Genomic DNA, 19,815 nt, shown 5'->3' on the forward strand with positions numbered 1-19,815 from the left:
ATTTCAATGCGTTAGATCATTTCACTCAAAGAACGATCTAGACGAGCGCGGTAATCGCAGCGCGCACCGCCGCCTCGTCCATGTCGTGCAGGCCGATGACGACGAGGCGCGTACCGCGCTTTTCGCCGGCGCCCCAGGCGCGGTCGTAATACTGGTCGATGCGGGCCCCGACCGCCTGGATCAGGAGGCGCATCGGCTTGCCGGGCACGTCGGCAAAACCCTTGAGGCGCAGAACGTCGTGCTCCGCGATCACGCCCTTCAGGCTATCGATGAACGCCGAGGGATCGGCGATCGAACCGAGCTCGACGACGAAGCTGTCGAACTCGTCGTGATCGTGCTCCTCACCTGCCTCGTGCTCCATCTCGTGATGCGACTTGCGGTTGGCGATATCGCTTTCCGTGCCGACACCGAGGCCAAGCAGGATGGCAGCGGCGACTTCGCCGTTCTTCGCCTCGATCATCGTCGGCTTGCGGCTGGTGCGCGAAGACACCTCGTCGCGTACGGCCTTGAGGCCGGAGGCATCGATCAGATCGGTCTTGTTGAGAACGATGAGATCGGCAGCCGTCAGTTGGTCCTCGAACAGCTCCTCGATCGGGCTTTCGTGATCGAGATTGTCGTCCTCGACGCGCAGCGCATCGACCTTGTCGTGGTCGTCGGCAAAGCGGCCAGCGGCAACGGCGGCGCTGTCGACCACGGTGACGACGCCATCGACGGTCACTTCGCTGCGGATATCCGGCCAGTTGAAAGCGGCGATCAGCGGCTGCGGCAGGGCAAGGCCCGAGGTTTCGATGATGATGTGGTCAGGGCGGTTTTCACGCTCGAGCAGCTTCGTCATGGTCGGGATGAAATCGTCAGCCACGGTGCAGCAGATGCAGCCATTGGTAAGCTCGATGATGTCGTCCTCGGTGCAGGCCTCGGCACCGCAGCCCTTCAAGACATCGCCGTCGACGCCGAGATCGCCGAACTCGTTGATGATCAGCGCGATGCGCTTGCCGTCGGCGTTCTGCAGCAGGTTGCGGATCATCGTCGTCTTGCCGGCGCCGAGGAAGCCGGTGATGACGGTCGCCGGGATCTTGCCCTGGTTGGCTCTCGCAGTGGTCATGGATCAACCCTTCATTTTCAGCGGCAAACCGGCCGCGACAAAGTAAACTTCAGCGGATTTCTCCGCAACGATCTGGTGAAGCCGGCCGGCATGGTCGCGAAACTCGCGGGCCATGCGGTTCTCGGGCACGATGCCGAGGCCGACCTCATTGGAAACAAAGACGAGGCGCGCCCGCGCCTCAGGCAGATACGCAACAAGGGCGGCGAACTCCGCCGTCATGTCGCGCTCTTCCAGCATGAGATTGGTTACCCATAGCGTCAGGCAGTCGATCAGGACCACATGGCTGGGATCATCGATGCGTCTGAGGATGCCGACGAGATCGAGCGGCTCCTCATGCGTCGTCCAGCCCTCGCCGCGGCGCGTCCGGTGATGGTCGATGCGCTCGCGCATTTCGTCGTCCCAGGCGCGGCCCGTGGCGACATAATGCATGGTGAGACCGGACGCTTCGACGAGCCTCTCGGAAAAGCTGGACTTGCCGGAACGGGCGCCGCCAAGGACCAGCACGGGCCCGGCGCTGAGACTGCTCATCGTGGCTGCCTCAACATTCCCAAATCAGCCGTCGGTGGCAAAAGCCATCGGACGCGCCACGGGCGCGTTCTTGAAAACATCTGCGAGCCAAAACAACCTCCGTGATGGCGTTGGAGACAAAAGTCCCCTCGGGCGGAATGCCCATGCCGGATGGCAGGTCTCCTGGCTCACGGCGTCACGGGCCGAACATCGCCTCGCCCTTAAAGGGCAAGGTTCCGATGTCAGGGCCCGAGCGGCCCGCCTCACCTTCCCGGCGTCTTTCCGGTGCCACAGCGAACCTTTGCGCGTCGTCTCCGACGCATGGGCGCTGTGAGGGACATCGTGAAAGGCGGACGATTCGTAGAAGAAGAGGCGTCCAAACCCGGCTGATCACGATGCCACGCCAGTGGCTTTTCCGGCTTGATCCCCGACCTGCCCCGATTGCCCGTGCAACCGGCCGACAGCCCGGCACCAAACCCGATGGCGAACCCTGACCGTTCTACAGTCGCGGGGTCGGCTGCGATAAGGATGCCCGATTTGGGTCCATCCGTCACATTCCCAATTATTCCCCCAGATCGCCACGACAAGGGGGAACCATCCAACACCTGATGATTAGGAAGCGGGCAGCCCAAAGTCAATCGACGCATGCGACGCCTCCCCGGCCGAGTTGCGCCACGCGACGATTTGTCGGGCGTCAGGCACGACGGCAGTGTGAACGGAACCGATGTCGAAACCTAGTGCTATGGATAGCAAACTGCTGCTAACACCTGTGTCAAAGTGCCGAGGGCGAATTTCGCCAGAAAAGGAACCTTTCGAGTGGATACCGACCTGCGCCGCGTCGTCCTCATCGTCTCCCTGTTGAACCTCGGCTATTTCGGGGTCGAACTCCTTGTCGCGCTTTCCATCGGCTCGGTGTCCCTCATGGCCGACAGCGTCGACTTCCTCGAAGACGCTTCCGTCAACATGCTGATTTTCTTTGCTCTGGCCTGGACGGCGCGGACCCGCGCGCGGGTCGGCATGGCGATGGCGTTCATTCTACTGGTACCGGCGCTGGCCTTCCTTTGGACGGCCTGGGCGAAGTTCATGGATCCGGTCCCGCCAGAGCCCTTTGCCCTGTCCCTGACCGGACTTGGGGCGCTGGTGGTCAACCTCTTCTGCGCCTATCTGCTCGTCGCCTACCGTCACACGAGCGGCAGCCTCACGCGGGCAGCATTTCTCTCCGCCCGCAACGATGCCTTCGCCAATGTGGCCATCATCGCCGCGGGTCTGGCGACAGCCTATCTGTGGCAGTCGGCCTGGCCGGACCTGATTGTCGGCTTGGGGATTGCCCTGATGAACCTGGATGCCGCGCGGGAAGTCTGGGAAGCCGCAAGCGAGGAGCACGATGTCGCAGCGTAGTTCCGTCGGATAAGCTCGTTGCTCCTGTTGGGCCCGACGTACCGGACCTGCTGGCTGACCGTTGCCGCGTCCCTAGTGCCTGAGCAACTCGTCCAGCCAGCGACGATCGAGCACAGCCTCCAGTTCGTTCGCGACATCGTCGAGCGCCGCATCGACCGATTGGCGGTAGTTGTTGGCGCCGCCTTCGATGCCGAAACTCTTGAGCAGCGCGCCGCGATAGGCGTCGCTGGTGAAGAGCCCATGCAGGTAGGTGCCCATCACGCGGCCATCGGCCGAAAGCGCGCCGTCGGCGCGATTGTCGATGCGCACCGACGGCCGGCCACAGTCCGCACCTTGCGTCTTGCCAAGATGGATTTCGTAGCCTTCGAGCGCCACATCATGCTCCAGCGACCAGGCGCGGCTGTTGCGCACCGTCTTTTCCGGCGCCATCTCGGTCTCGACGTCGAGCAGCCCGAGGCCCTCGACCGCACGTTCGCCGCCCTCGATGCCGAGCGGATCGGTGACGCGCCGGCCGAGCATCTGGTAGCCGCCGCAGATGCCGATGACCCGGCCGCCCCGGCGCACATGACGTTCGAGGTCACGGTCCCACCCTTGCGCACGGAAATCGATGAGGTCGCCGATGGTCGATTTCGACCCGGGAATGACGACGAGGCCAGCGTCTGCCGGAATGGGACTGCCAGGCCGCACGAAGACGAGATCAATCTCCGGTTCGGCGGCGAGCGGATCGAGGTCGTCGAAATTGGCGATGCGCGACAGTACCGGGACGGCAACCTTCAGCGCCCGCCCCTCGCCGCGCGTCAGCTTCTCCAGCACGACGGAATCTTCCGCCGGCAGGCGTGCCGCCGCCTTCAGCCACGGCACGACGCCGAAGCAGGGCCAGCCGGTGTAGCGGTTGACGGCAGCAATGCCGTCGTCGAACAGCGTGACGTCGCCGCGGAACTTGTTGATGAGATAGCCGGTCACCATGCGCCGGTCTTCCTCGGCCAGGATCGCATGCGTGCCGACCAGCGAGGCGATCACCCCGCCGCGGTCGATGTCGCCGACCAGCACGACCGGCACGTTGGCCCGTGTCGCAAAGCCCATATTGGCGATGTCGCCGGGCCTGAGGTTGATTTCGGCCGGCGAGCCGGCGCCTTCGACCACCACGAGATCGGCACCGGCCGATATTTGTTCGAAACTCTCCATGACGGCGCCCAGCAGCTTGGGCTTGAGCGCCTGATATTCCCGCCCCCTAGCCTGCCCGGCGACCTTGCCCTGAACGACGATCTGGCTGCCCACGTCCGACTGCGGCTTCAGGAGCACCGGGTTCATGTGCACCGACGACGGCACGCGCGCGGCCAGCGCCTGCAGCCATTGCGCGCGGCCGATCTCGCCGCCGTCGTCGGAAACGGCGGCGTTGTTCGACATGTTCTGCGGCTTGAACGGCCGGACCTTCAGGCCCTGATTGGCGGCAAGCCGGCAGAGCCCCGCCACCAATACCGATTTTCCGACATCCGAGCCGGTTCCCTGCAACATGATCCTGCGTGTCATGCGGCCATCGGTAACACTGAAACGGGCAGCGGCAAAGGTCTGTTTCGACACGATTTCGCCGCAATTGACAAAGCCCTTTCACGCATTGTTTCGCGCTTTCGCAAGGCTTGTCGAAAATGTCGCGGCCGATAGCCAGAATGCGACATGGCGTGGCGAGTTTGGCATTCAATTTTTTGCAGCGCACACCTATATCAGCGGCATAGCAACACGCCCCGGAGGATAGGCCTCCGGCCTCTCAAGGTTCATGTCCATGCTGTATATTTTCAGCAAGCCCAATTTCGTTCAGATCGCCTGGAACTCGAAGGTTCCGTCCAGCCAGTCGCGCGTACGCAACCTCGTCGTCGACGCGCCCTTCGGCCCGCTCGGCGTCATCCGCACGTCGAACGTCGGCTAACGCCAGCGATCGGGGCGGAAGCCCCTTCGAGCTCTCCTCCCAGAGCCTCCTCCACCGCCCCTTCGGGGCGGTTTTTTTTATGTCCGGCATTGGCCCTGAAATGCGAAGGCCGCATCAACCTCTTCAAGAGGGATGCGGCCGCCAAAAAACGCCTGGTCACTTCGGAAAAACACACCGAAGGTTCGCTCAAAGTCCGGGACGCACAAACCTGATCCGGACCGGCGGCAGTCCCCCGCCGCGAGAAGAACAATTAGCTGGACATCGTTACCGGATGGTTAGTGAGGATTTAACCAAAGATGAATTCCGGACTTTTTTGTAAATTTTTCGCGACATGCGCGCCATTTGGCGTGACGCAATCACGACAGGAAACGTCAGGATCTCGACAGGGTTCTGAGGTCCGTGGCGCCCAGCGCCATTTTTTGCGGCAAGAATTGTCGCTATTGCTTAAATTCGGGGTCTCTCACGCACAAAATACGCGCTTCGGCGATGTCGCAGACAGAACGCACGAGACCCCGTCCTTCCCGGTCAACCGATTGAAGAGGTTGATTTCTCAGCGAGAAACCTTAGGCTTGGTTTGCGGTATAAGAGGAGATTGGCTGGCGACAGGGTTCCGCGGCCAGGGCTGAATACGAACTCCCGCACCGTCCGCAGCAAGGGTGAACCTTGGCTTGTTTGATGCCGAACCCCCGGCTGCATCGTTGTTTCGGGTGACGGAGGATGTCGCGTCCGCCGTGGATTCCCGTTTGGATCTTGGCTGCAAAATAAGACTGGGAGGTCTTGCAACATGAAGAAACTCCTCGCTTCCACCATTCTCGCCGCTGGCCTCTATGCCATGGCGGGTTCCGCGCAGGCCGCGGAATGCGGTGAAGTCAGCATTGCCGAAATGAACTGGGCTTCTGCCGGCGTCGCCGCCCAGGTGGACAAGTTCATTCTGGAGAACGGCTACGGCTGCACGGTGACGCTGGTCACCGGCGACACCATGCCGACCTTCGCTTCCATGAATGAAAAGGCGCAGCCCGACATGGCGCCGGAACTCTGGGTCAACGCCGTGCGCACGCCGCTCGACGCTGCGATCAAGGAAGGCCGTCTCATCGAAGCCGCCAAGATCCTGAGCGAAGGCGGCGTCGAAGGATGGTGGATCCCGAAATTCCTCGCCGACGCGCACCCGGACATCAAGACGGTGCAGGACGCGCTGAAGCACCCGGAACTGTTCCCGGCACCGGAAGACTCGTCGAAGGCCGCCGTTCACAATTGCCCGTCTGGCTGGAACTGCCAGGTCTCGACCGCCAATCTCTATCGCGCGCTGAACGCGGAGAAGGACGGCTTCCTGCTGGTTGATACCGGCTCGGCTGCCGGCCTCGACGGCTCGATCGCCAACGCGTTCGAAAAGAAGACCGGCTGGCTCGGCTACTACTGGGCACCGACCGCCATCCTCGGCAAATACGAGATGACCCGCCTCTCCTTCGGCGTCGATCACGACAAGGCCGATTGGGACGCCTGCACCGCCGTGCCGGATTGCCCGAGCCCGAAAGTCAATTCCTACCCGGTTTCCGACGTTTACACCGTCGTGACCAAGTCCTTCGCCGACAAGGCGAGCGTCGCCATGGACTACGTCAAGGCGCGCAAGTGGGACAATGGCACCGTCAACAAGGTTCTCGCCTGGATGGACCAGAACCAGGGCACCAACGAGGACGGCGCCAAGCACTTCCTCGCCGAGTTCCCGGATATGTGGACACAGTGGGTGAGCCCGGAAGTGGCCGAAAAGGTCAAGGCAGCGCTCTGATCGAATATGACGGCAGGCGGACCGTGGAATCGGCCGCCTGCCCGTTCCGGTTTTAATGCCGGGACAGGGAACGATGGGGCGTCCTTGCGGGTTTCGTTTGAACGTTCATCGTCTCAGAGGCGGCGAACCGGGAGCCTTCGCGTCGCTATCAGGTAAGCGGGCGACACATTTCGCTGCCACAGTTTAAGTGCCGGGACCCAAAGAGGTCACCCAAGTGTGCGCCGTCATCGACCCGTTCGATGCCGAGACGCGGCCGGCTTAAAAAAAACTTCCGGCCAAGAAGGGGAAACAAATGGCCTCCATCTGCAGTGTCTTGCCAGCGTTGCTCTGCAAGTTCCCTGCCATTGACGAGAGCACGATCCGGCTCGCCCGCAAGGCTGTCGATGATAGCTTCAAGGGCTTCGTGCGATCCTATGGTAACGCCATCGACACGGTGGTCCAGCCGCTTCAATGGTTCCTGAACTACCTCGAAAGCCTGTTCGTCGGCTCCCCCTGGATTGTGATCCTGGCGGCGATGACCGCGATCGTCTATTTCGGCAGCCGCAACATCAACGTCACCATCGGCACCGCGCTGTCGATGATCGCCATCGGCCTTGTCGGGCTTTGGAATGACACCATGGTCACGCTCGCCATGGTCACCGTCTGCACGCTGATCTCCATCCTCATCGGCATTCCGATCGGTATCCTGATGGCGCGCTCGGACCGGGTGCAGTCCTTCGTCAATCCGATCCTCGACGTCATGCAGACGATGCCGAGCTTCGTCTATCTGATCCCGGTCGTCATGATCTTCGGCATCGGCAAGGTGCCGGGGCTGATCGCCGTCGTCATCTACGCGGTGCCGCCGATGATCAGGCTCACCAATCTCGGCATCCGCCTCGTCGACAAGGAAGTGCTGGAAGCGGCCGACGCCTTCGGCTCCTCGACCTGGCAGAAGCTGAAGAACGTGCAGATGCCGCTGGCGTTGCCGACCATCATGGCCGGCATCAACCAGACGATCATGATGTCGCTGGCGATGGTCGTCGTCGCATCGATGATCGGCGTCGGCGGCCTCGGCAAGAACGTGCTGCAGGCGATCGCCAACCAGTTCTTCACCGTCGGCTTCCTCAACGGCTTTGCCCTTGTCGGTATCGCCATCATTTTCGACCGTACCAGCCAGGCCTTCGGCAAGCGGCTGCAAAAGCACTCGGAGGTTATCCATGGCTAGTCACGCGATCGAGGTGAAGAACCTCTACAAGATCTTCGGCCCCCGCGGCGTCGACTTCGTCGATGCCGTCAAGAAAGGCATGGGCAAGGCCGAGCTCAACGAGCAGCACGGCCACGTGCTCGGCCTGCAGGACATCAACATTTCCATGCCCGCCGGCAGCGTCATGGTGGTCATGGGTCTCTCGGGCTCCGGCAAGTCGACGCTGATCCGCCACATCAACCGGCTGATCGACCCGACCGCCGGCGAAGTGCTCTATGACGGCGTCGACGTCTGCAAGATGAACGACAACGATCTGCGCGAATTCCGCCGCCACAAGACGGCGATGGTGTTCCAGAAGTTCGCGCTGCTGCCGCACCGCACCGTGCTCGACAACACGGTCTACGGTCTCGAAATCCAGGGTGTGGAACGCAAGGAGAGCGAGAAGCGCGCCCGCGGCTGGATCGAGCGCGTCGGTCTCAAGGGCTTCGAGAACCATTACCCGAACCAGCTGTCGGGCGGCATGCAGCAGCGCGTCGGTCTCGCCCGCGCGCTGACCAACGATGCCGACATTCTCTTGATGGACGAAGCCTATTCGGCGCTCGACCCGCTGATCCGCGTCGACATGCAGACGGTGCTTCTCGACCTGCAGAAGGAACTGAAGAAGACCGTCGTCTTCATCACCCACGACCTCGACGAGGCGCTGCGCCTCGGCGACAAGATCGCGATCCTGCGCGATGGCCGCGTGGTGCAGCAGGGCACCGGCCAGGAAATCGTGCTGTCGCCGGCCGACGACTACATCACCGCCTTCGTCAAGGAAGTGAACCGCGGCCGGGTGATCAATGTCGAGACCATCATGCGGCCGATCTCCGGCAATGCCGAAGGCGTGCCGCTTGCAACCGGCACGGTACTGGAATCGGCGGCGCGCACGATGACCGCTGCCCGTGTGGGAACCGCCCACGTGGTCGATGAAAACGGCCGCCCGATCGGCGCCCTCGACCTTTCGACGGTCATCGCCGCGATGGTCACGCCGGTCAGCCACGAGGATCGCGCTGCGGCTTGAGACAAGCGATGATTGGGGCAGCGACCGACGCGGCCCCTCATCCGCCTGCCGGCACCTTCTCCCCGCCCGCGGGGAGAAGGGATTTGCGGCGATGCAGCGCTCCCAATCTCTGACAGGCTGCCCGGCGGTCAGTGCCCGACGACATCCTATCGTTTTCCCGACCTCATCATGGCCGTCTCTGGCGGCGGCCATGCAACGGACGGCGAACGTCAGCCCTCGTCCCCTCGCCCCGCGTGCGGGGAGAGGGTTAGGGTGAAGGGCAAATCTCAGTGGTCTGAGAGATCAGTTCGTGGTGGTCGTCGCCGCTGCAGCAGCCGGTTCAGTGACGCTGGCAGCGCTTGCGTCTTCCTTCGGCGGCAGGAACTTGTCGAGCAGTGCGATCATGTCGTCGTCGCGCGACTGCGCCGTCTTGCCACCCATGACGACGGCGACGAGGCGGGTGTCGCCGCGCTTGGCCGAGGTCACGAGATTGTAGCCGGAGGCGTCGGTGTAGCCGGTCTTGATGCCGTCGACGCCTTCGTAGCGCTTCATCACGCCGTTGTGACCGCGCAGCTTCATGCCACGAAACTCGATCGTCTTGTTGGCGAAGAGCTGGAATTCCTGCGGAAAGTCGCGCATCAGCGCGAGGCCGAGCGTCGCCATGTCGCGCGCCGTGGTTACCTGGGCCGGGTCCGGCAGGCCGTTGGCGTTCTTGAAGACGGTGCTGGTCATGCCGAGCGTCTTGGCCTTGCGGGTCATCATCTGGCCGAAGGCGGTCTCGTTGCCGGCGAGCGTCTCACCGATAACGACGGCTGCGTCATTGGCCGAAAGCACGACCATGCCCATGACCGCTTCGCGCACGGTGATCTGGCGTCCGGCGCCGACGGCAAGCTTGAACGGCTCCAGGCTGTTGGCGTGCTCGGAAACCGTCAGCTTCTGGTCCCATTGCAGGGTGCCGCTGCGCAGCGCTTCGAAGGCGAGATAGATCGTCATCATCTTCGTCAGCGACGCCGGGAAGTTCAGCTCGTCGGCATTGTCGGCCTCCAGGATCGAGCCGGTGTCGGCGTTGACGACAAAATGGGCCTGCCCGGCTGCGGCAAAGGACGCGCTGCCAAGCAGCAGGCTGACGGAGACCGCCGCGGACGCGACCATACGGATAAGGGACTGCATATCGTGTTTTCTCGTTTCGACGCTATCGAACGACCTCGGGACGAAAATCGAGATCGAATTATGGAAGACGGACCGCGAAATACGGCAAGGGCCGCGTTTTCCACACGGCCAATATACCCTAGCCTTTTAAGGGCATGGCGACCGGGCGGCAAGCACCTGCGGCAATCGGCGCGCAAATATCGGGACCGGTAATGCCGCGCCTGCCAATCCCGCCTGGGCGGCCCGTCCACCGTTTCACCGAGGTTTAACCTGATTGCGCCAAGGTGCGGATCTCCCAAGGCCGGCCCTGTCCGAACGGCAGGACGGCCCGGGGTCATGATCACCGATGCCGAACCGCGTCCCAGTCATTCGTTTTTTAAGCCGCCATGCACCCGAACACAGCCACGGCAGACACCTCCACCGCGCGCCAGCGCGTGCCGGAGGCGTTCGATGCCGGGCTGGCGGAACTCGTCAACGGCCTTGCCGCGCTGCTTTCGGGCCTTGGTCTGCTCCTCATCGTCTTCACGTTGATCCCGTTTCAGGGCGCGGTGACGACGGATCCGAACGCGGCGAACGAAGGCAACATCATCAACCAGGTCGGCTACCTGGTGCTCGGCGCGGTCTATCTCTTCGCCATGCTGCTCACCGTCGACCGGCGGGTGCTCGCCCGTCTCGTCTCTCCGGCCTGGATCGCGATCTTCGCCATCGCCTACCTCTCCTGCCTGCAGTCCTACGACCCGGCCGCCTCCGCCCGCGGCCTGACGCTGAGCCTCGTCGCCATGATCATGGTGGCGGGCGTGCTGGTGCTGCCGAAGAGCGAGCGCGATTTCGTCAACGCCGGCGCCAATGCGATCCTGCTTCTGATCCTGATCGACTACGCCGCTCTCTTCGTGGCACCCGACCGCGCCATCCATTCGGCCTTCGGCGACGAGCCCTGGCATGCCGGTTTCTGGCGCGGCCACCTCCTGCACAAGAACGTCTCGGCGCCGGTCTTTTCCATCCTCTGCATGTTCGGCATTTATTGCCTGCGTGCCGGCGCGCCGCTTCGCGGCTGGGCGATCACGCTGCTGGCGGCCAATTTCGTGCTGCACACCGGATCGAAGACGACGATCGGATTCCTGCCGATCGCGATCGGCCTCGTCTTTGCCGGCCGTGCGGTGCGCAGCCCCGGGCTGATGATCCTTGCCCATCTCGCCATGTCAGTGCTGGTCTTCGGCCTGACGCTCGGTACCATCTATTCCGACACGCTGCTTTCGATCACCAAGGGGCTGATCGACGATGCGACCTTCACCGGCCGCGACGACATCTGGAAATTCGCGAGCGCCAGCATCGCCGAGCGCCCCTGGCTCGGCCAGGGCTATGCGAGTTTCTGGCTGTCGCCCGTGATCATGGGCATGGAGGCGAATTTCGAGGCGAGCTGGGACGTGCGCGGCATCGTCACCGGCCACAACAGCTATCTCGACGCGGTGCTGATGTTCGGCCTGCCCGGCGGCATCCTCATGACCACCCTGCTTTTCGTCAAACCGCTCTTCGACTACGCACGGGCCTATCGCCGACCGCAGGGCCGCATCTTCGCCGATTTCTGCGTCATGGTGGTGATCTTCATGACCTACAACGCCATGCTCGAAAGCTTCTTCCTCAATCGCGCCGATCCGATGTGGCTGCTGACGGCACTTGCCGTCTTCGGCCTTGGGCTCGCCGGCCGCATGAGCATGCGCGCCGAACCGGAAGCCTCCCGTCGCTGAACGCTTGCCAAGACATAAAGATATCTTTATATCTTGTTGCAATCTATTCTAGCCGGGAAAAACCGATGACCGCAGCCTCCAATGCCCTCTCCGCTCTCATCGCCGAAAAAGGCGTTCTTCTCGCCGACGGCGCCACCGGCACATCCCTCTTCGCCATGGGCCTCGAAGCAGGCGAAGCGCCGGAACTCTGGAACGAAACGAAGCCGGAGAACATCACCAAGCTGCACCAGGATTTCGTCGATGCCGGCGCCGACATCATCCTCACCAACACCTTCGGCGGCACCCGTCACCGGCTGAAACTGCACCAGGCCGACGACCGCGTGCATGCGCTGAACAAGCGCGCCGCCGAGATCGCCCGTGCGGTTGCCGACAAGGCATCGCGCAAGGTCATCACCGCCGGCTCCGTCGGCCCGACCGGCGAACTGCTGATCCCGCTTGGCGCACTTTCCTATGAAGATGCGGTTACCGCTTTCGTCGAGCAGATCGAGGGCCTGAAGGCTGGCGGCGCCGAAGTCGCCTGGATCGAGACCATGTCCTCGCCGGACGAGATCCGTGCGGCCGCCGAAGCGGCCGCCAAGGTCGGCCTTCCCTACGTCTATACCGGCTCGTTCGATACCGCCGGCAAGACGATGATGGGGCTGCACCCGAAAGATATCCATGGCGTTGCCACCGAGTTCGGTGACGGCCCGGTCGCCGTTGGCGCCAATTGCGGCGTCGGTGCTTCCGACATTCTCTCCTCCCTGCTCGACATGACGGAGGCAGCACCCGAGGCGACCGTGATCGTCAAGGGCAATTGCGGCATTCCGGAATTCCGCGGCTCCGAGATCCACTATTCCGGCACGCCGCCGCTGATGGCCGAATATGTGCGCCTTGCGGCCGATGCCGGCGCCAAGATCATCGGCGGCTGCTGCGGCACCACCTGCGGCCACCTCGCCGCCATGCGCGTCGCACTCGACGAACATGTGCGCCGCGAACGCCCGACGCTCGACCTGATCATCGAAAAGATCGGCCCGCTGCGCAACAAGACCGCCAACGAAACGGCGGCCGCGCCTGCCCGCGAGCGCCGCAGCCGCCGCGCCTGATCAAGCCAGGCAAGGCAAATCGACAAGCAAACGCCCCGGCATCGAAAAGATCCGGGGCGTTTTGTTTATGCGTCGATGTGGCGGCTGTCTTAAAGCGCGGCGTTGTCGAAGGCCTTGGCGTCCGTTGCCCGCTCAGCCACGGGCCTGCCCTTCGCCGCCTCGATGAAAGCTCGGTAGAAATCGAAGGCGCGTCCCATCTGGCGGGACCCTTCCTTGGAGAAGTGCCCGAAGTCCTCGAAGAGCGCGACGCCCTTGTCCTCGATCTTGCAGCTGTCGTCGTCGCAGAGATAGTCCATGAAGCTGACGACGGGATACTCGTCGGCGATATCCGCAACCACGTTCAGGACATCGCGGTCATATTCGCGAACGGTCTTTAGCACCGGCTCGCAATGCCGGTCCGACAGGCCGAGCAGGCGGGCTCTCGCAACGCAGAGCCCGGTATCGCGGCCGTCATGCGGCGTCGGCGCGACGAAGACGGGTTCGAAGCCGTTCGAGCGCAGCCAGGCAAAGGTTGCCCGCAGGCCGTCGATGAGAAGCTTCGTCTCGGTCGTCACCTCGCTGCGGCCATCGACCAGCACCTTCTCCTCCTTCAGGTACTGGCTGAGCTGCGAGGACAGAACGACGTAGCGGATCGACCGGTTGGCAAGCAGGAAACGGCGGACCTCTTCGTTGTAGCGGGCGCAATCGTCGGACCAGTCGCGACCGAGCCGCGGCATGATCGGCGACAGGTTCAAAAACGGCCCGCAATTATTCTTGGCAAGCTGCACCAGCCGCACGTCCGGCTTCGACGCGATAATGCCGTCGACGAGGTGCCGGGCGAAGGAATCGCCCCAGACGGCGACCTCGGGTTTCGGGTTAGAGGCGCAGCGCAGGTCGGCGACGGCATCGCATTTCTTGCCGAGGCCGACGCTCGGCTCCGAAAGCTGCGCAAGTTCGCGGTTCCGGGCGGCGAGACCGTCGGAACCGTCGAGCGTGAAGCCGAAGGCGATCGCCGCCGATCCGGCCGCAAACGTCGCACCGAAAATCGCGCGACGGCTGAAGCGGCCCGGCTTGCGGAAGGGCTGCTCGACGAGACGCCAGCTGAGATAGGCAAGTACGAAGCAGAGCGCGATCAGGAGCGCGTAGCCTTCGGCCGGAATGCCCTCGATCGACCGCAAGCGCGCGAAGGCAAAGACCGGCTGATGCCAGAGATAGAGGCTGTAGCTGATGAGCCCGATCGCGACCAGCGGCTTCAGCGACAGTAGCCGGCCGACGACGGTATCGCTGCGGCCGAAGGCGAGAACCAGCGCCGTGCCCAGCACCACCGGCACGGTCGTCCAGCCGGGATAGAAGGCCGATTCCACCACGAAGACATAGCTCGCGACGATCGCCAGCAGGCCGAGGGCCGAGAGAATCTCGCGGCTGCCTTTCGAAAGATCGAGCTTTTCGACGCCGACGAGCGCAAGCAGCGCACCGACGCCGAGTTCCCAGAACCGGCTTGGCAGCAGGTAGAAATTCGCGGCCGGGTCCAGGTTCGCAAAGACCTGGGTCGCCGCAAAACTCAGGAGCACGAGCGCCGCCACCACCTTCAACAGCGTTGCCCGCGAGAAGCGGTGAAGCAGCAAAAGCAGCAGCGGGAAGACCAGATAGAACTGTTCTTCGACCGCCAGCGACCAGGTGTGCAGCAGCGGCAGCAGCGCCGTGCTCGGCGCGAAATAGCCGGTCTGGTCCCAGAAGAAGAAATTCGAAGCGAACAGGTTCACCGCATAGAGGCTCTTGCCGAAGCTGTTGAGTTCCTCCGGCAGCATCCACATCAGCGCGAAGGGAATGCAGACGGCGCAGACCAGGAGCAGCGCCGGTGCAAGGCGACGGGCACGCCGCTCGTAGAAACGGGCGATGCTGAAGTTCCCGTCGCTGATCTCGCGGTGGATGATCGCGGTGATGAGATAGCCGCTGATGACGAAGAAGACATCGACGCCGGCAAAGCCGCCAGAGACAAGGCCGAAACCGGCATGGAACAGGAGGACCGGGACGACGGCAAGCGCGCGCAGTCCATCGATTTCGGGTCTGTATTGCATCAGCAGAGGAAACACTCGGTGGCGGGGGCCGCTCGTTAACACAATCTTGACAATGGAACCATTGTCGCGCGGTCCGTATCCACATGCGCGCGTTCCAAGGCTCCCGGGGCATACGCCCGGGAGCGGGACCTGCGGGTAACTAGCAGGCCGAAGATGGCGACACTGGGGCTATCGCCGAATATGCCGGCGCCAGGCATCGAGCCCGACCTCGATATCCTTGCGGCCGAAACCGACGCGGAAGCGATCGGCGGCGACCGGCAGCAGATCGGATACGAAGAGGCTCGACGGCAAGAGCAGCACGCCAGCCTCCTCCACCAGCCCCCGGCAATGGCTCTCGACGCCATCGGCGCCGAGATAGCGGGCAAAGCCGACGCAGCCCCCGTCAGGTGCCCGCCACTCATAGAGATCCGGGAATTCCGCAAAGAAGGCGCCGAGCCTCTCGAGATTGGCGGCAACGAGCGCCCGGTTGCGATCGAGGATAACGGCACGCCCCTTGAGCGCGATTGTCGCCAGCACTTCCGACGGCCGCGAATTGCAGATCGACAGATAGTGCTTCATCTTCTCCATGCGTTCGAGAAGCGCATGGTCGCGGCAGGCGATCCAGCCGATTCTCAGGCCCGGCAGGCCATAGGCCTTGGACATGACATTCAGCGAGATTCCACGGTCAAAAAGTTCGGCCGCCTGCGGCAGGCGCAGCGAGGCGTCACGCTCCAGCCCGCGATAGACCTCGTCGCTGAAGAGATGAATGCCGCGCTCCGCGCAGAGCTTGGCGAGCGCCGCGAAGGTTTCCTGGTCGGCAATGGCACCGGTCGGATTGTTGGGGAAATTCACACAGATCAGCTTCGTGTTGGGTTTCAACGCCGCGCGCACGTCGGCGATATCGAGCCGCCAATTGTTCTCTGGGCGAAGCGGCACGCCGGTCACCGCGCCGGCGATCGTCACCGGAAGGGTCTCCATCGACTGGTAGTTCGGCACCGTCACGATCGCGTGGTCGTCCGGCCCGAGCAGCGCCAGCATGGCGCAATAAAGCCCCTCCTCCGCGCCGGCAAAGCAGAGGATATCGGCAGCCGTCAGCCCTTCATAGGTCGCAGCGATCGCTGCCCTCAGCGCCGGTGCGCCATAGGTCTCGGTATAGCCGAGCGTGATGTTGTCCCAGGCGGCGCGGTCCTCCGCGTCGGCAAGCGCCAGAAGATCGCTCATGCTGGTCGTCTGGCTGTCGCTCGCGGTCATATGGTGGCGGGCGCTGAACTCCCAGCGAGAGAAATGGGTTTCGAGCCGGAAATCGGGCAAGGTCGTCATGGATATTTCCTCCTCTCGCGGCTGAGGCGCACGCGAACGGTTATGGGTCAGGCAAGTCCGAAGAGCCGCGAAGCGGTCTCTGTCCGAAATATTGCGCGCAGCAATCAGGGCGCCTCGCCGCGGGCCGCAGCGAGATAGTTGTAGATCGACGCGCGCGAGGCGCCGATGAGGCTGGCAAGGTGATCGACCGCGTTGCGCGTCTGGAAGAGGCCGCGTTCGTCGAGCGCTGCCACCAGCGCCACGCGATCGCCGCGCTTGAGCGCCGAGAGCGCCAGCCCCCGCTCCTTCAGCCAGCCATGCAGGGTCGCGTTGATCTCCTCGCGCCAGTCGCGCGAAAACAGCGCCTGCGGCTTCGGCTGCTCGGCGCCGGCGAAAGCCGAGAGCAGCTTCACCGCCTGATCGATCATCGACATGTCGAGATTGATGCAAAGCAGGCCGACCGCGTCGCCCGTCCCGTCGCGCAGAACGGCTGAGATCGACTTGAAGCGCCGGCCATCCGCACCGGTCTTCTCATAGGGCCCGAGCACCGCTTCAGTGCTGCCGAGGGCTGAAAATTCCTCTTCGATCAGCGAATCTTCGCCGACCGCGCGACCGGAGAAACAGTTCCAGATCCCCGCGATCGTACCGGTTCGGAGATCATGCAGCACAACCTCCCCATGCGGATAAAGAAGCGCGCTGATCGCAGCCGCCGTCGGCGCGTGCGTTGCAAGGATCGAGGTGAAGGCGGGTGCTATGGTCATGGCTCGCATATGCCCATACTTGGATTAATTGTCAATATTGGACTATATGTTCAATATCTGCATATTCGCCACCGCTTGCGCACCCGTGACCGCTGGCCTATCCCCGATGAAAGAGAGATTCGCTGCTTGCAGCGGTTCAACGTGCCACACCGCGCCCTTGCGTCCCGCAGAACGCACCGCGCGGCCGCAGACGGGAGACAGTGACATGAACGCCGGCCCAGCCTCCTTTCCCGACCGGGACACCGTCGCCGAAAAATTCGGGAGTTTCAGCGAAGCCGACCAGTCCTTCCTGCGCCTGCTGATGGAAAACCCCGAGCAGGACGAGCGCCTGATGGACGGCCTCTACCGCCACCTCGACATCGCCTCGGAGGCGAAGTTCCTGAATTCGCTGAAACTCGAAAAGCTCGGCCAGTGGCTCGGCAGCCATGCACCGGCGCGGCTGCAGATGCGCCTGATGGAAGCCGGCCGCTCCAGCCAGCATGCGGCCTACCAGGCGTTCAAGGCGGGCCTGTCGAAGGCCGGTGGGCTGGAACGCGCCTTTCCGAAGGCTTGAGGCGACAGGGGATCGACGCTCGCGCGTGACGGGTGCCCCCTCACAGTCCTGCCGGACATCTCTCCCCGCAGGCGGGGAGAGAGCCGCTAGGCGCACCCTCCGGTGCCAAGCCTCAACGTCAGCGACAATCTCAGCCTTCACGATGGGCTGCCGGCAGGCGGATGAGGGGCAAACCCTGACCACGCGGTTGAGGGCTGCCCCACCCGACATCACTTGCCGGAACCGCCGAGCCCCTTGGAGAGCCGCACCAGATTGACGAATTCGCTGCGATAGCCGAACGGATCGGCGCCCTTGGCGGCTGCGGCGAGATCGATGACTGCGTCATAGGAATAGTCAGCGAGCGCCGTCACGCCTGCAAGCTTCTGCCCGAAGGCCGCCACTGCCACAGAGAAGCGCACGTCATTGGACGCCTCGGCGAGCGACGGCACCGCATTGGCCTCGGTTACCGGCGTGGTGATCAGCTCGCTCTTGTCTCCATCCGGCTTCTTGTAGCGGATCTTCAGGAAGGCGAGTTCGCCGCTGCTTGCGCTCACCTCTGCCGCCGGCTTTTCCGCCTCTGCATAGCGCAGGTCGTCGTTGAGCACCGCCGGGCTGCCCTTCGGCGTCACCTCGTAGATCGCCGTCACGCTGTGACCGGAACCGATGTCGCCGGCGTCCACCTTGTCGTTGTTGAAGTCCTCGCGCTTCAAGACGCGTGTCTCGTAGCCGATCAGCCGGTATTCGGCGATCGCGGCCGGATTGAACTCCACCTGCAGCTTGACGTCCTTGGCGATCGGGAAGAGCGAGGACCCCGCCTCCTCCACCAGCGTCTTCTGCGCCTCGGCCAGAGTATCGATATAGGCGGCCGTGCCGTTGCCGTTCTGGGCGATCGTCTGCATCAGCGCGTCGTTATAATTGCCGCGGCCGAAGCCGAGCACGGAGAGGAAGATGCCGCTCTTGCGCTTCTCCTCGATCAGCCGCTTCAGGTCCTCGTCGCTCGACGGGCCGACATTGAAGTCACCATCCGTCGCCAGCATGATGCGGTTGACCCCGCCCTTGACGAAGGCCTTCTCGGCAAGCCCGTAGGCCGCGTCGATCCCTTCCGCACCGGCGGTCGAGCCGCCGGGCTGCAAGGTGTCAATCGCCTGGAGGATCTTCGCCTTGTCCTTGACCGATGTCGGCTCCAGTACTGTTCCGGCGTTGCCGGCATAGGTGACGATCGAGACCGTATCCTCGGGCTTCAGCTTCTCGACCAGCAGCCGGAAAGCGCCTTTCAAGAGCGGCAGCTTGTCGGGCTCGTCCATCGAGCCCGATACGTCGATCAGGAAGACGAGGTTCGCCTTCGGCGCTTCCGCCGGCACGACGTCATAACCCTTGATCGCCACATGCATCAGCCGCGTGCCACCATTCCACGGCGTCGGCGTCAGCGTCACCGTCGCCTTGAAGGGTTCGGCAGCGCTTGCCGGCCTCGGCCAGTCATAGGGAAAGTAGTTGACCATCTCCTCGACCCGCACGGCGTCGCGCTCGGGCATCTGCCCTTCCATCAACGAACGGCGCACGAAAGCATAGGATGCCGTGTCGACGTCGACCGAGAAGGTCGAGACCGGATCGGTCGCAACGCTCTTCACCGGATTGCTGTCGGCCTTGCCGAAGCGCTCGCGGTTTTCCACGGGTGCCGGCTGCATCTCATCCTGAATCGTGGGCGCCGGCAGGTATGTCATCTGCGGCTGCGCACCGCCGACGGCCGAGAGCGGAGCGACGCTGTCGCGCGCAACACTGTTGGCCATCGCATCGGCCTGCGCGGCAGGGGCCGCAACCTCGCTCTCGGCCTCGACGGTCGCGGGCGCCTCCACGGTTTTCGCTTCCTGCTGGCGCGCGCGTTCGTCGGCGGCCGCCTTCCTGGCGGCGACCTGGGGCTCCGGCTTTTGCCGCGCCTCTTCCTTGGTGAGTTCACCCTTCAGCGCGATCTCCTGCGCAGGCTCGCCGAAGAGCGCACCGTCGCGCGTGAGTTCAAACGTCAGGAAAGCGGCGGCGGGCACGACGAGAAGAGTTGCCAGTGCCGATCCGGCGAGCAGTTTCCGGTTCATGATGGGGCTCCATATCCGGTTGAAGATGGAGCTTTGACGAACCGGCCGAACCGATCCTTGGGTGGCATTCGAATTTTCTTGCTGCTCGTCGAAGGCCTGCATGGCCAAGGCGAGCGCACGGGCGCGCGCTTCCGCAGAAGCCTTCGGCGGGTTCATCCGGCCAAGCTTTTCGAAATCGTCGCTCATGG

Annotated in this window: 16 protein-coding genes and 1 riboswitch; of the genes, 8 read left to right on the forward strand and 8 right to left on the reverse strand. The window is 63.4% G+C overall.

What is annotated here, in order from left to right; translation table 11 throughout:
* Positions 1-37: 37 nt before the first annotated feature.
* The gene (gene cobW, locus IB279_RS10585) at positions 38-1,102 is read right to left on the reverse strand and encodes a cobalamin biosynthesis protein CobW (RefSeq protein WP_089044197.1); all 1,065 of its coding nucleotides are present in this window, start codon (positions 1,100-1,102) and stop codon (positions 38-40) included.
* 3 nt (positions 1,103-1,105) lie between these two features.
* Positions 1,106-1,630 carry a bifunctional adenosylcobinamide kinase/adenosylcobinamide-phosphate guanylyltransferase gene (gene cobU, locus IB279_RS10590; RefSeq protein ID WP_060520781.1) on the reverse strand — a complete coding sequence of 175 codons (525 nt, stop codon included), beginning with the start codon at positions 1,628-1,630 and terminating at the stop codon, positions 1,106-1,108.
* Between the two features lie 134 nt (positions 1,631-1,764).
* A riboswitch (cobalamin riboswitch) is annotated at positions 1,765-2,223 on the reverse strand.
* Between the two features lie 202 nt (positions 2,224-2,425).
* Between cobU and IB279_RS10595 the strand changes: the two genes are divergently transcribed.
* Positions 2,426-3,007 carry a cation transporter gene (locus IB279_RS10595; RefSeq protein WP_034788257.1) on the forward strand — a complete coding sequence of 194 codons (582 nt, stop codon included), beginning with the start codon at positions 2,426-2,428 and terminating at the stop codon, positions 3,005-3,007.
* A 72-nt stretch (positions 3,008-3,079) separates the two neighbouring features.
* Here the strand turns inward: IB279_RS10595 and IB279_RS10600 are convergent, their stop codons facing one another.
* Complete coding sequence (locus IB279_RS10600; protein ID WP_112771186.1) at positions 3,080-4,537, reverse strand: cobyric acid synthase; 1,458 nt, start codon at positions 4,535-4,537, stop codon at positions 3,080-3,082.
* A 250-nt stretch (positions 4,538-4,787) separates the two neighbouring features.
* Here IB279_RS10600 and IB279_RS10605 point away from each other — a divergent pair, with 250 nt between their 5' ends.
* The 4 genes from IB279_RS10605 to IB279_RS10620 all read left to right on the forward strand — a co-directional run bounded on the left by IB279_RS10605 (position 4,788) and on the right by IB279_RS10620 (position 8,957).
* Positions 4,788-4,931 (forward strand): hypothetical protein, encoded by a 144-nt coding sequence (locus IB279_RS10605; RefSeq protein WP_089044242.1) that lies wholly within the window; start codon positions 4,788-4,790, stop codon positions 4,929-4,931.
* A gap of 784 nt (positions 4,932-5,715) precedes the next feature.
* Positions 5,716-6,714, forward strand: coding sequence for an ABC transporter substrate-binding protein (locus IB279_RS10610; RefSeq protein ID WP_034788254.1), 999 nt, complete (start codon positions 5,716-5,718; stop codon positions 6,712-6,714).
* Positions 6,715-7,006: 292 nt separating this feature from the next.
* Positions 7,007-7,918, forward strand: coding sequence for a proline/glycine betaine ABC transporter permease (locus IB279_RS10615; RefSeq protein WP_034788251.1), 912 nt, complete (start codon positions 7,007-7,009; stop codon positions 7,916-7,918).
* Positions 7,911-8,957: a glycine betaine/L-proline ABC transporter ATP-binding protein gene (locus IB279_RS10620; protein WP_060520608.1), complete on the forward strand. Its 1,047-nt coding sequence runs from the start codon at positions 7,911-7,913 to the stop codon at positions 8,955-8,957. The genes IB279_RS10615 and IB279_RS10620 overlap by 8 nt, the downstream gene beginning before the upstream one ends.
* Positions 8,958-9,239: 282 nt before the next feature.
* Here the strand turns inward: IB279_RS10620 and IB279_RS10625 are convergent, their stop codons facing one another.
* The gene (locus IB279_RS10625; protein WP_089044198.1) at positions 9,240-10,106 is read right to left on the reverse strand and encodes a D-alanyl-D-alanine carboxypeptidase family protein; all 867 of its coding nucleotides are present in this window, start codon (positions 10,104-10,106) and stop codon (positions 9,240-9,242) included.
* Positions 10,107-10,471: 365 nt separating this feature from the next.
* On the opposite strand from IB279_RS10625, the gene IB279_RS10630 reads away from it, so the two are divergent.
* Together IB279_RS10630 and bmt are read left to right on the forward strand one after the other, a co-directional pair.
* Complete coding sequence (locus IB279_RS10630; protein WP_113293967.1) at positions 10,472-11,830, forward strand: O-antigen ligase; 1,359 nt, start codon at positions 10,472-10,474, stop codon at positions 11,828-11,830.
* 65 nt (positions 11,831-11,895) lie between these two features.
* The gene (gene bmt, locus IB279_RS10635) at positions 11,896-12,912 is read left to right on the forward strand and encodes a betaine--homocysteine S-methyltransferase (RefSeq protein ID WP_112770935.1); all 1,017 of its coding nucleotides are present in this window, start codon (positions 11,896-11,898) and stop codon (positions 12,910-12,912) included.
* An 89-nt stretch (positions 12,913-13,001) separates the two neighbouring features.
* On the opposite strand, the gene IB279_RS10640 is transcribed toward bmt, so the two are convergent.
* The 3 genes from IB279_RS10640 to IB279_RS10650 form a co-directional block, all read right to left on the reverse strand.
* Positions 13,002-14,969, reverse strand: a complete 1,968-nt coding sequence (locus IB279_RS10640; protein ID WP_192339195.1) for an acyltransferase family protein — start codon at positions 14,967-14,969, stop codon at positions 13,002-13,004.
* A gap of 168 nt (positions 14,970-15,137) precedes the next feature.
* A complete protein-coding gene (locus IB279_RS10645) occupies positions 15,138-16,268 on the reverse strand; it encodes an aminotransferase class I/II-fold pyridoxal phosphate-dependent enzyme (protein ID WP_112770937.1) in 1,131 nt (376 codons plus the stop codon).
* Positions 16,269-16,372: 104 nt separating this feature from the next.
* Positions 16,373-17,008, reverse strand: coding sequence for a transcriptional regulator (locus IB279_RS10650; RefSeq protein WP_034788230.1), 636 nt, complete (start codon positions 17,006-17,008; stop codon positions 16,373-16,375).
* Positions 17,009-17,213: 205 nt separating this feature from the next.
* On the opposite strand from IB279_RS10650, the gene IB279_RS10655 reads away from it, so the two are divergent.
* Positions 17,214-17,561: a hypothetical protein gene (locus IB279_RS10655; RefSeq protein WP_034788228.1), complete on the forward strand. Its 348-nt coding sequence runs from the start codon at positions 17,214-17,216 to the stop codon at positions 17,559-17,561.
* A 209-nt stretch (positions 17,562-17,770) separates the two neighbouring features.
* Here IB279_RS10655 and IB279_RS10660 read toward each other — a convergent pair whose 3' ends face one another.
* The gene (locus IB279_RS10660) at positions 17,771-19,813 is read right to left on the reverse strand and encodes a VWA domain-containing protein (protein ID WP_210338623.1); all 2,043 of its coding nucleotides are present in this window, start codon (positions 19,811-19,813) and stop codon (positions 17,771-17,773) included.
* Between the last annotated feature and the right edge of the window lie 2 nt (positions 19,814-19,815).

The sequence above is a fragment of the Ensifer sp. ENS06 genome (assembly GCF_014852205.1).
Classification (GTDB): domain Bacteria; phylum Pseudomonadota; class Alphaproteobacteria; order Rhizobiales; family Rhizobiaceae; genus Ensifer; species Ensifer adhaerens.

Bases quoted from the DNA above. Each gene is read 5' to 3' on its own strand.
- cobW (WP_089044197.1), bottom strand. From the start codon at position 1,102: ATGACCACTGCGAGAGCCAACCAGGGCAAGATCCCGGCGACCGTCATC.
- cobU (WP_060520781.1), bottom strand. From the start codon at position 1,630: ATGAGCAGTCTCAGCGCCGGGCCCGTGCTGGTCCTTGGCGGCGCCCGT.
- IB279_RS10600 (WP_112771186.1), bottom strand. From the start codon at position 4,537: ATGACACGCAGGATCATGTTGCAGGGAACCGGCTCGGATGTCGGAAAA.
- IB279_RS10605 (WP_089044242.1), top strand. From the start codon at position 4,788: ATGCTGTATATTTTCAGCAAGCCCAATTTCGTTCAGATCGCCTGGAAC.
- IB279_RS10610 (WP_034788254.1), top strand. From the start codon at position 5,716: ATGAAGAAACTCCTCGCTTCCACCATTCTCGCCGCTGGCCTCTATGCC.
- IB279_RS10615 (WP_034788251.1), top strand. From the start codon at position 7,007: ATGGCCTCCATCTGCAGTGTCTTGCCAGCGTTGCTCTGCAAGTTCCCT.
- IB279_RS10620 (WP_060520608.1), top strand. From the start codon at position 7,911: ATGGCTAGTCACGCGATCGAGGTGAAGAACCTCTACAAGATCTTCGGC.
- IB279_RS10625 (WP_089044198.1), bottom strand. From the start codon at position 10,106: ATGCAGTCCCTTATCCGTATGGTCGCGTCCGCGGCGGTCTCCGTCAGC.
- IB279_RS10630 (WP_113293967.1), top strand. From the start codon at position 10,472: ATGCACCCGAACACAGCCACGGCAGACACCTCCACCGCGCGCCAGCGC.
- bmt (WP_112770935.1), top strand. From the start codon at position 11,896: ATGACCGCAGCCTCCAATGCCCTCTCCGCTCTCATCGCCGAAAAAGGC.
- IB279_RS10640 (WP_192339195.1), bottom strand. From the start codon at position 14,969: ATGCAATACAGACCCGAAATCGATGGACTGCGCGCGCTTGCCGTCGTC.
- IB279_RS10645 (WP_112770937.1), bottom strand. From the start codon at position 16,268: ATGACGACCTTGCCCGATTTCCGGCTCGAAACCCATTTCTCTCGCTGG.
- IB279_RS10650 (WP_034788230.1), bottom strand. From the start codon at position 17,008: ATGACCATAGCACCCGCCTTCACCTCGATCCTTGCAACGCACGCGCCG.
- IB279_RS10655 (WP_034788228.1), top strand. From the start codon at position 17,214: ATGAACGCCGGCCCAGCCTCCTTTCCCGACCGGGACACCGTCGCCGAA.
- IB279_RS10660 (WP_210338623.1), bottom strand. From the start codon at position 19,813: ATGAGCGACGATTTCGAAAAGCTTGGCCGGATGAACCCGCCGAAGGCT.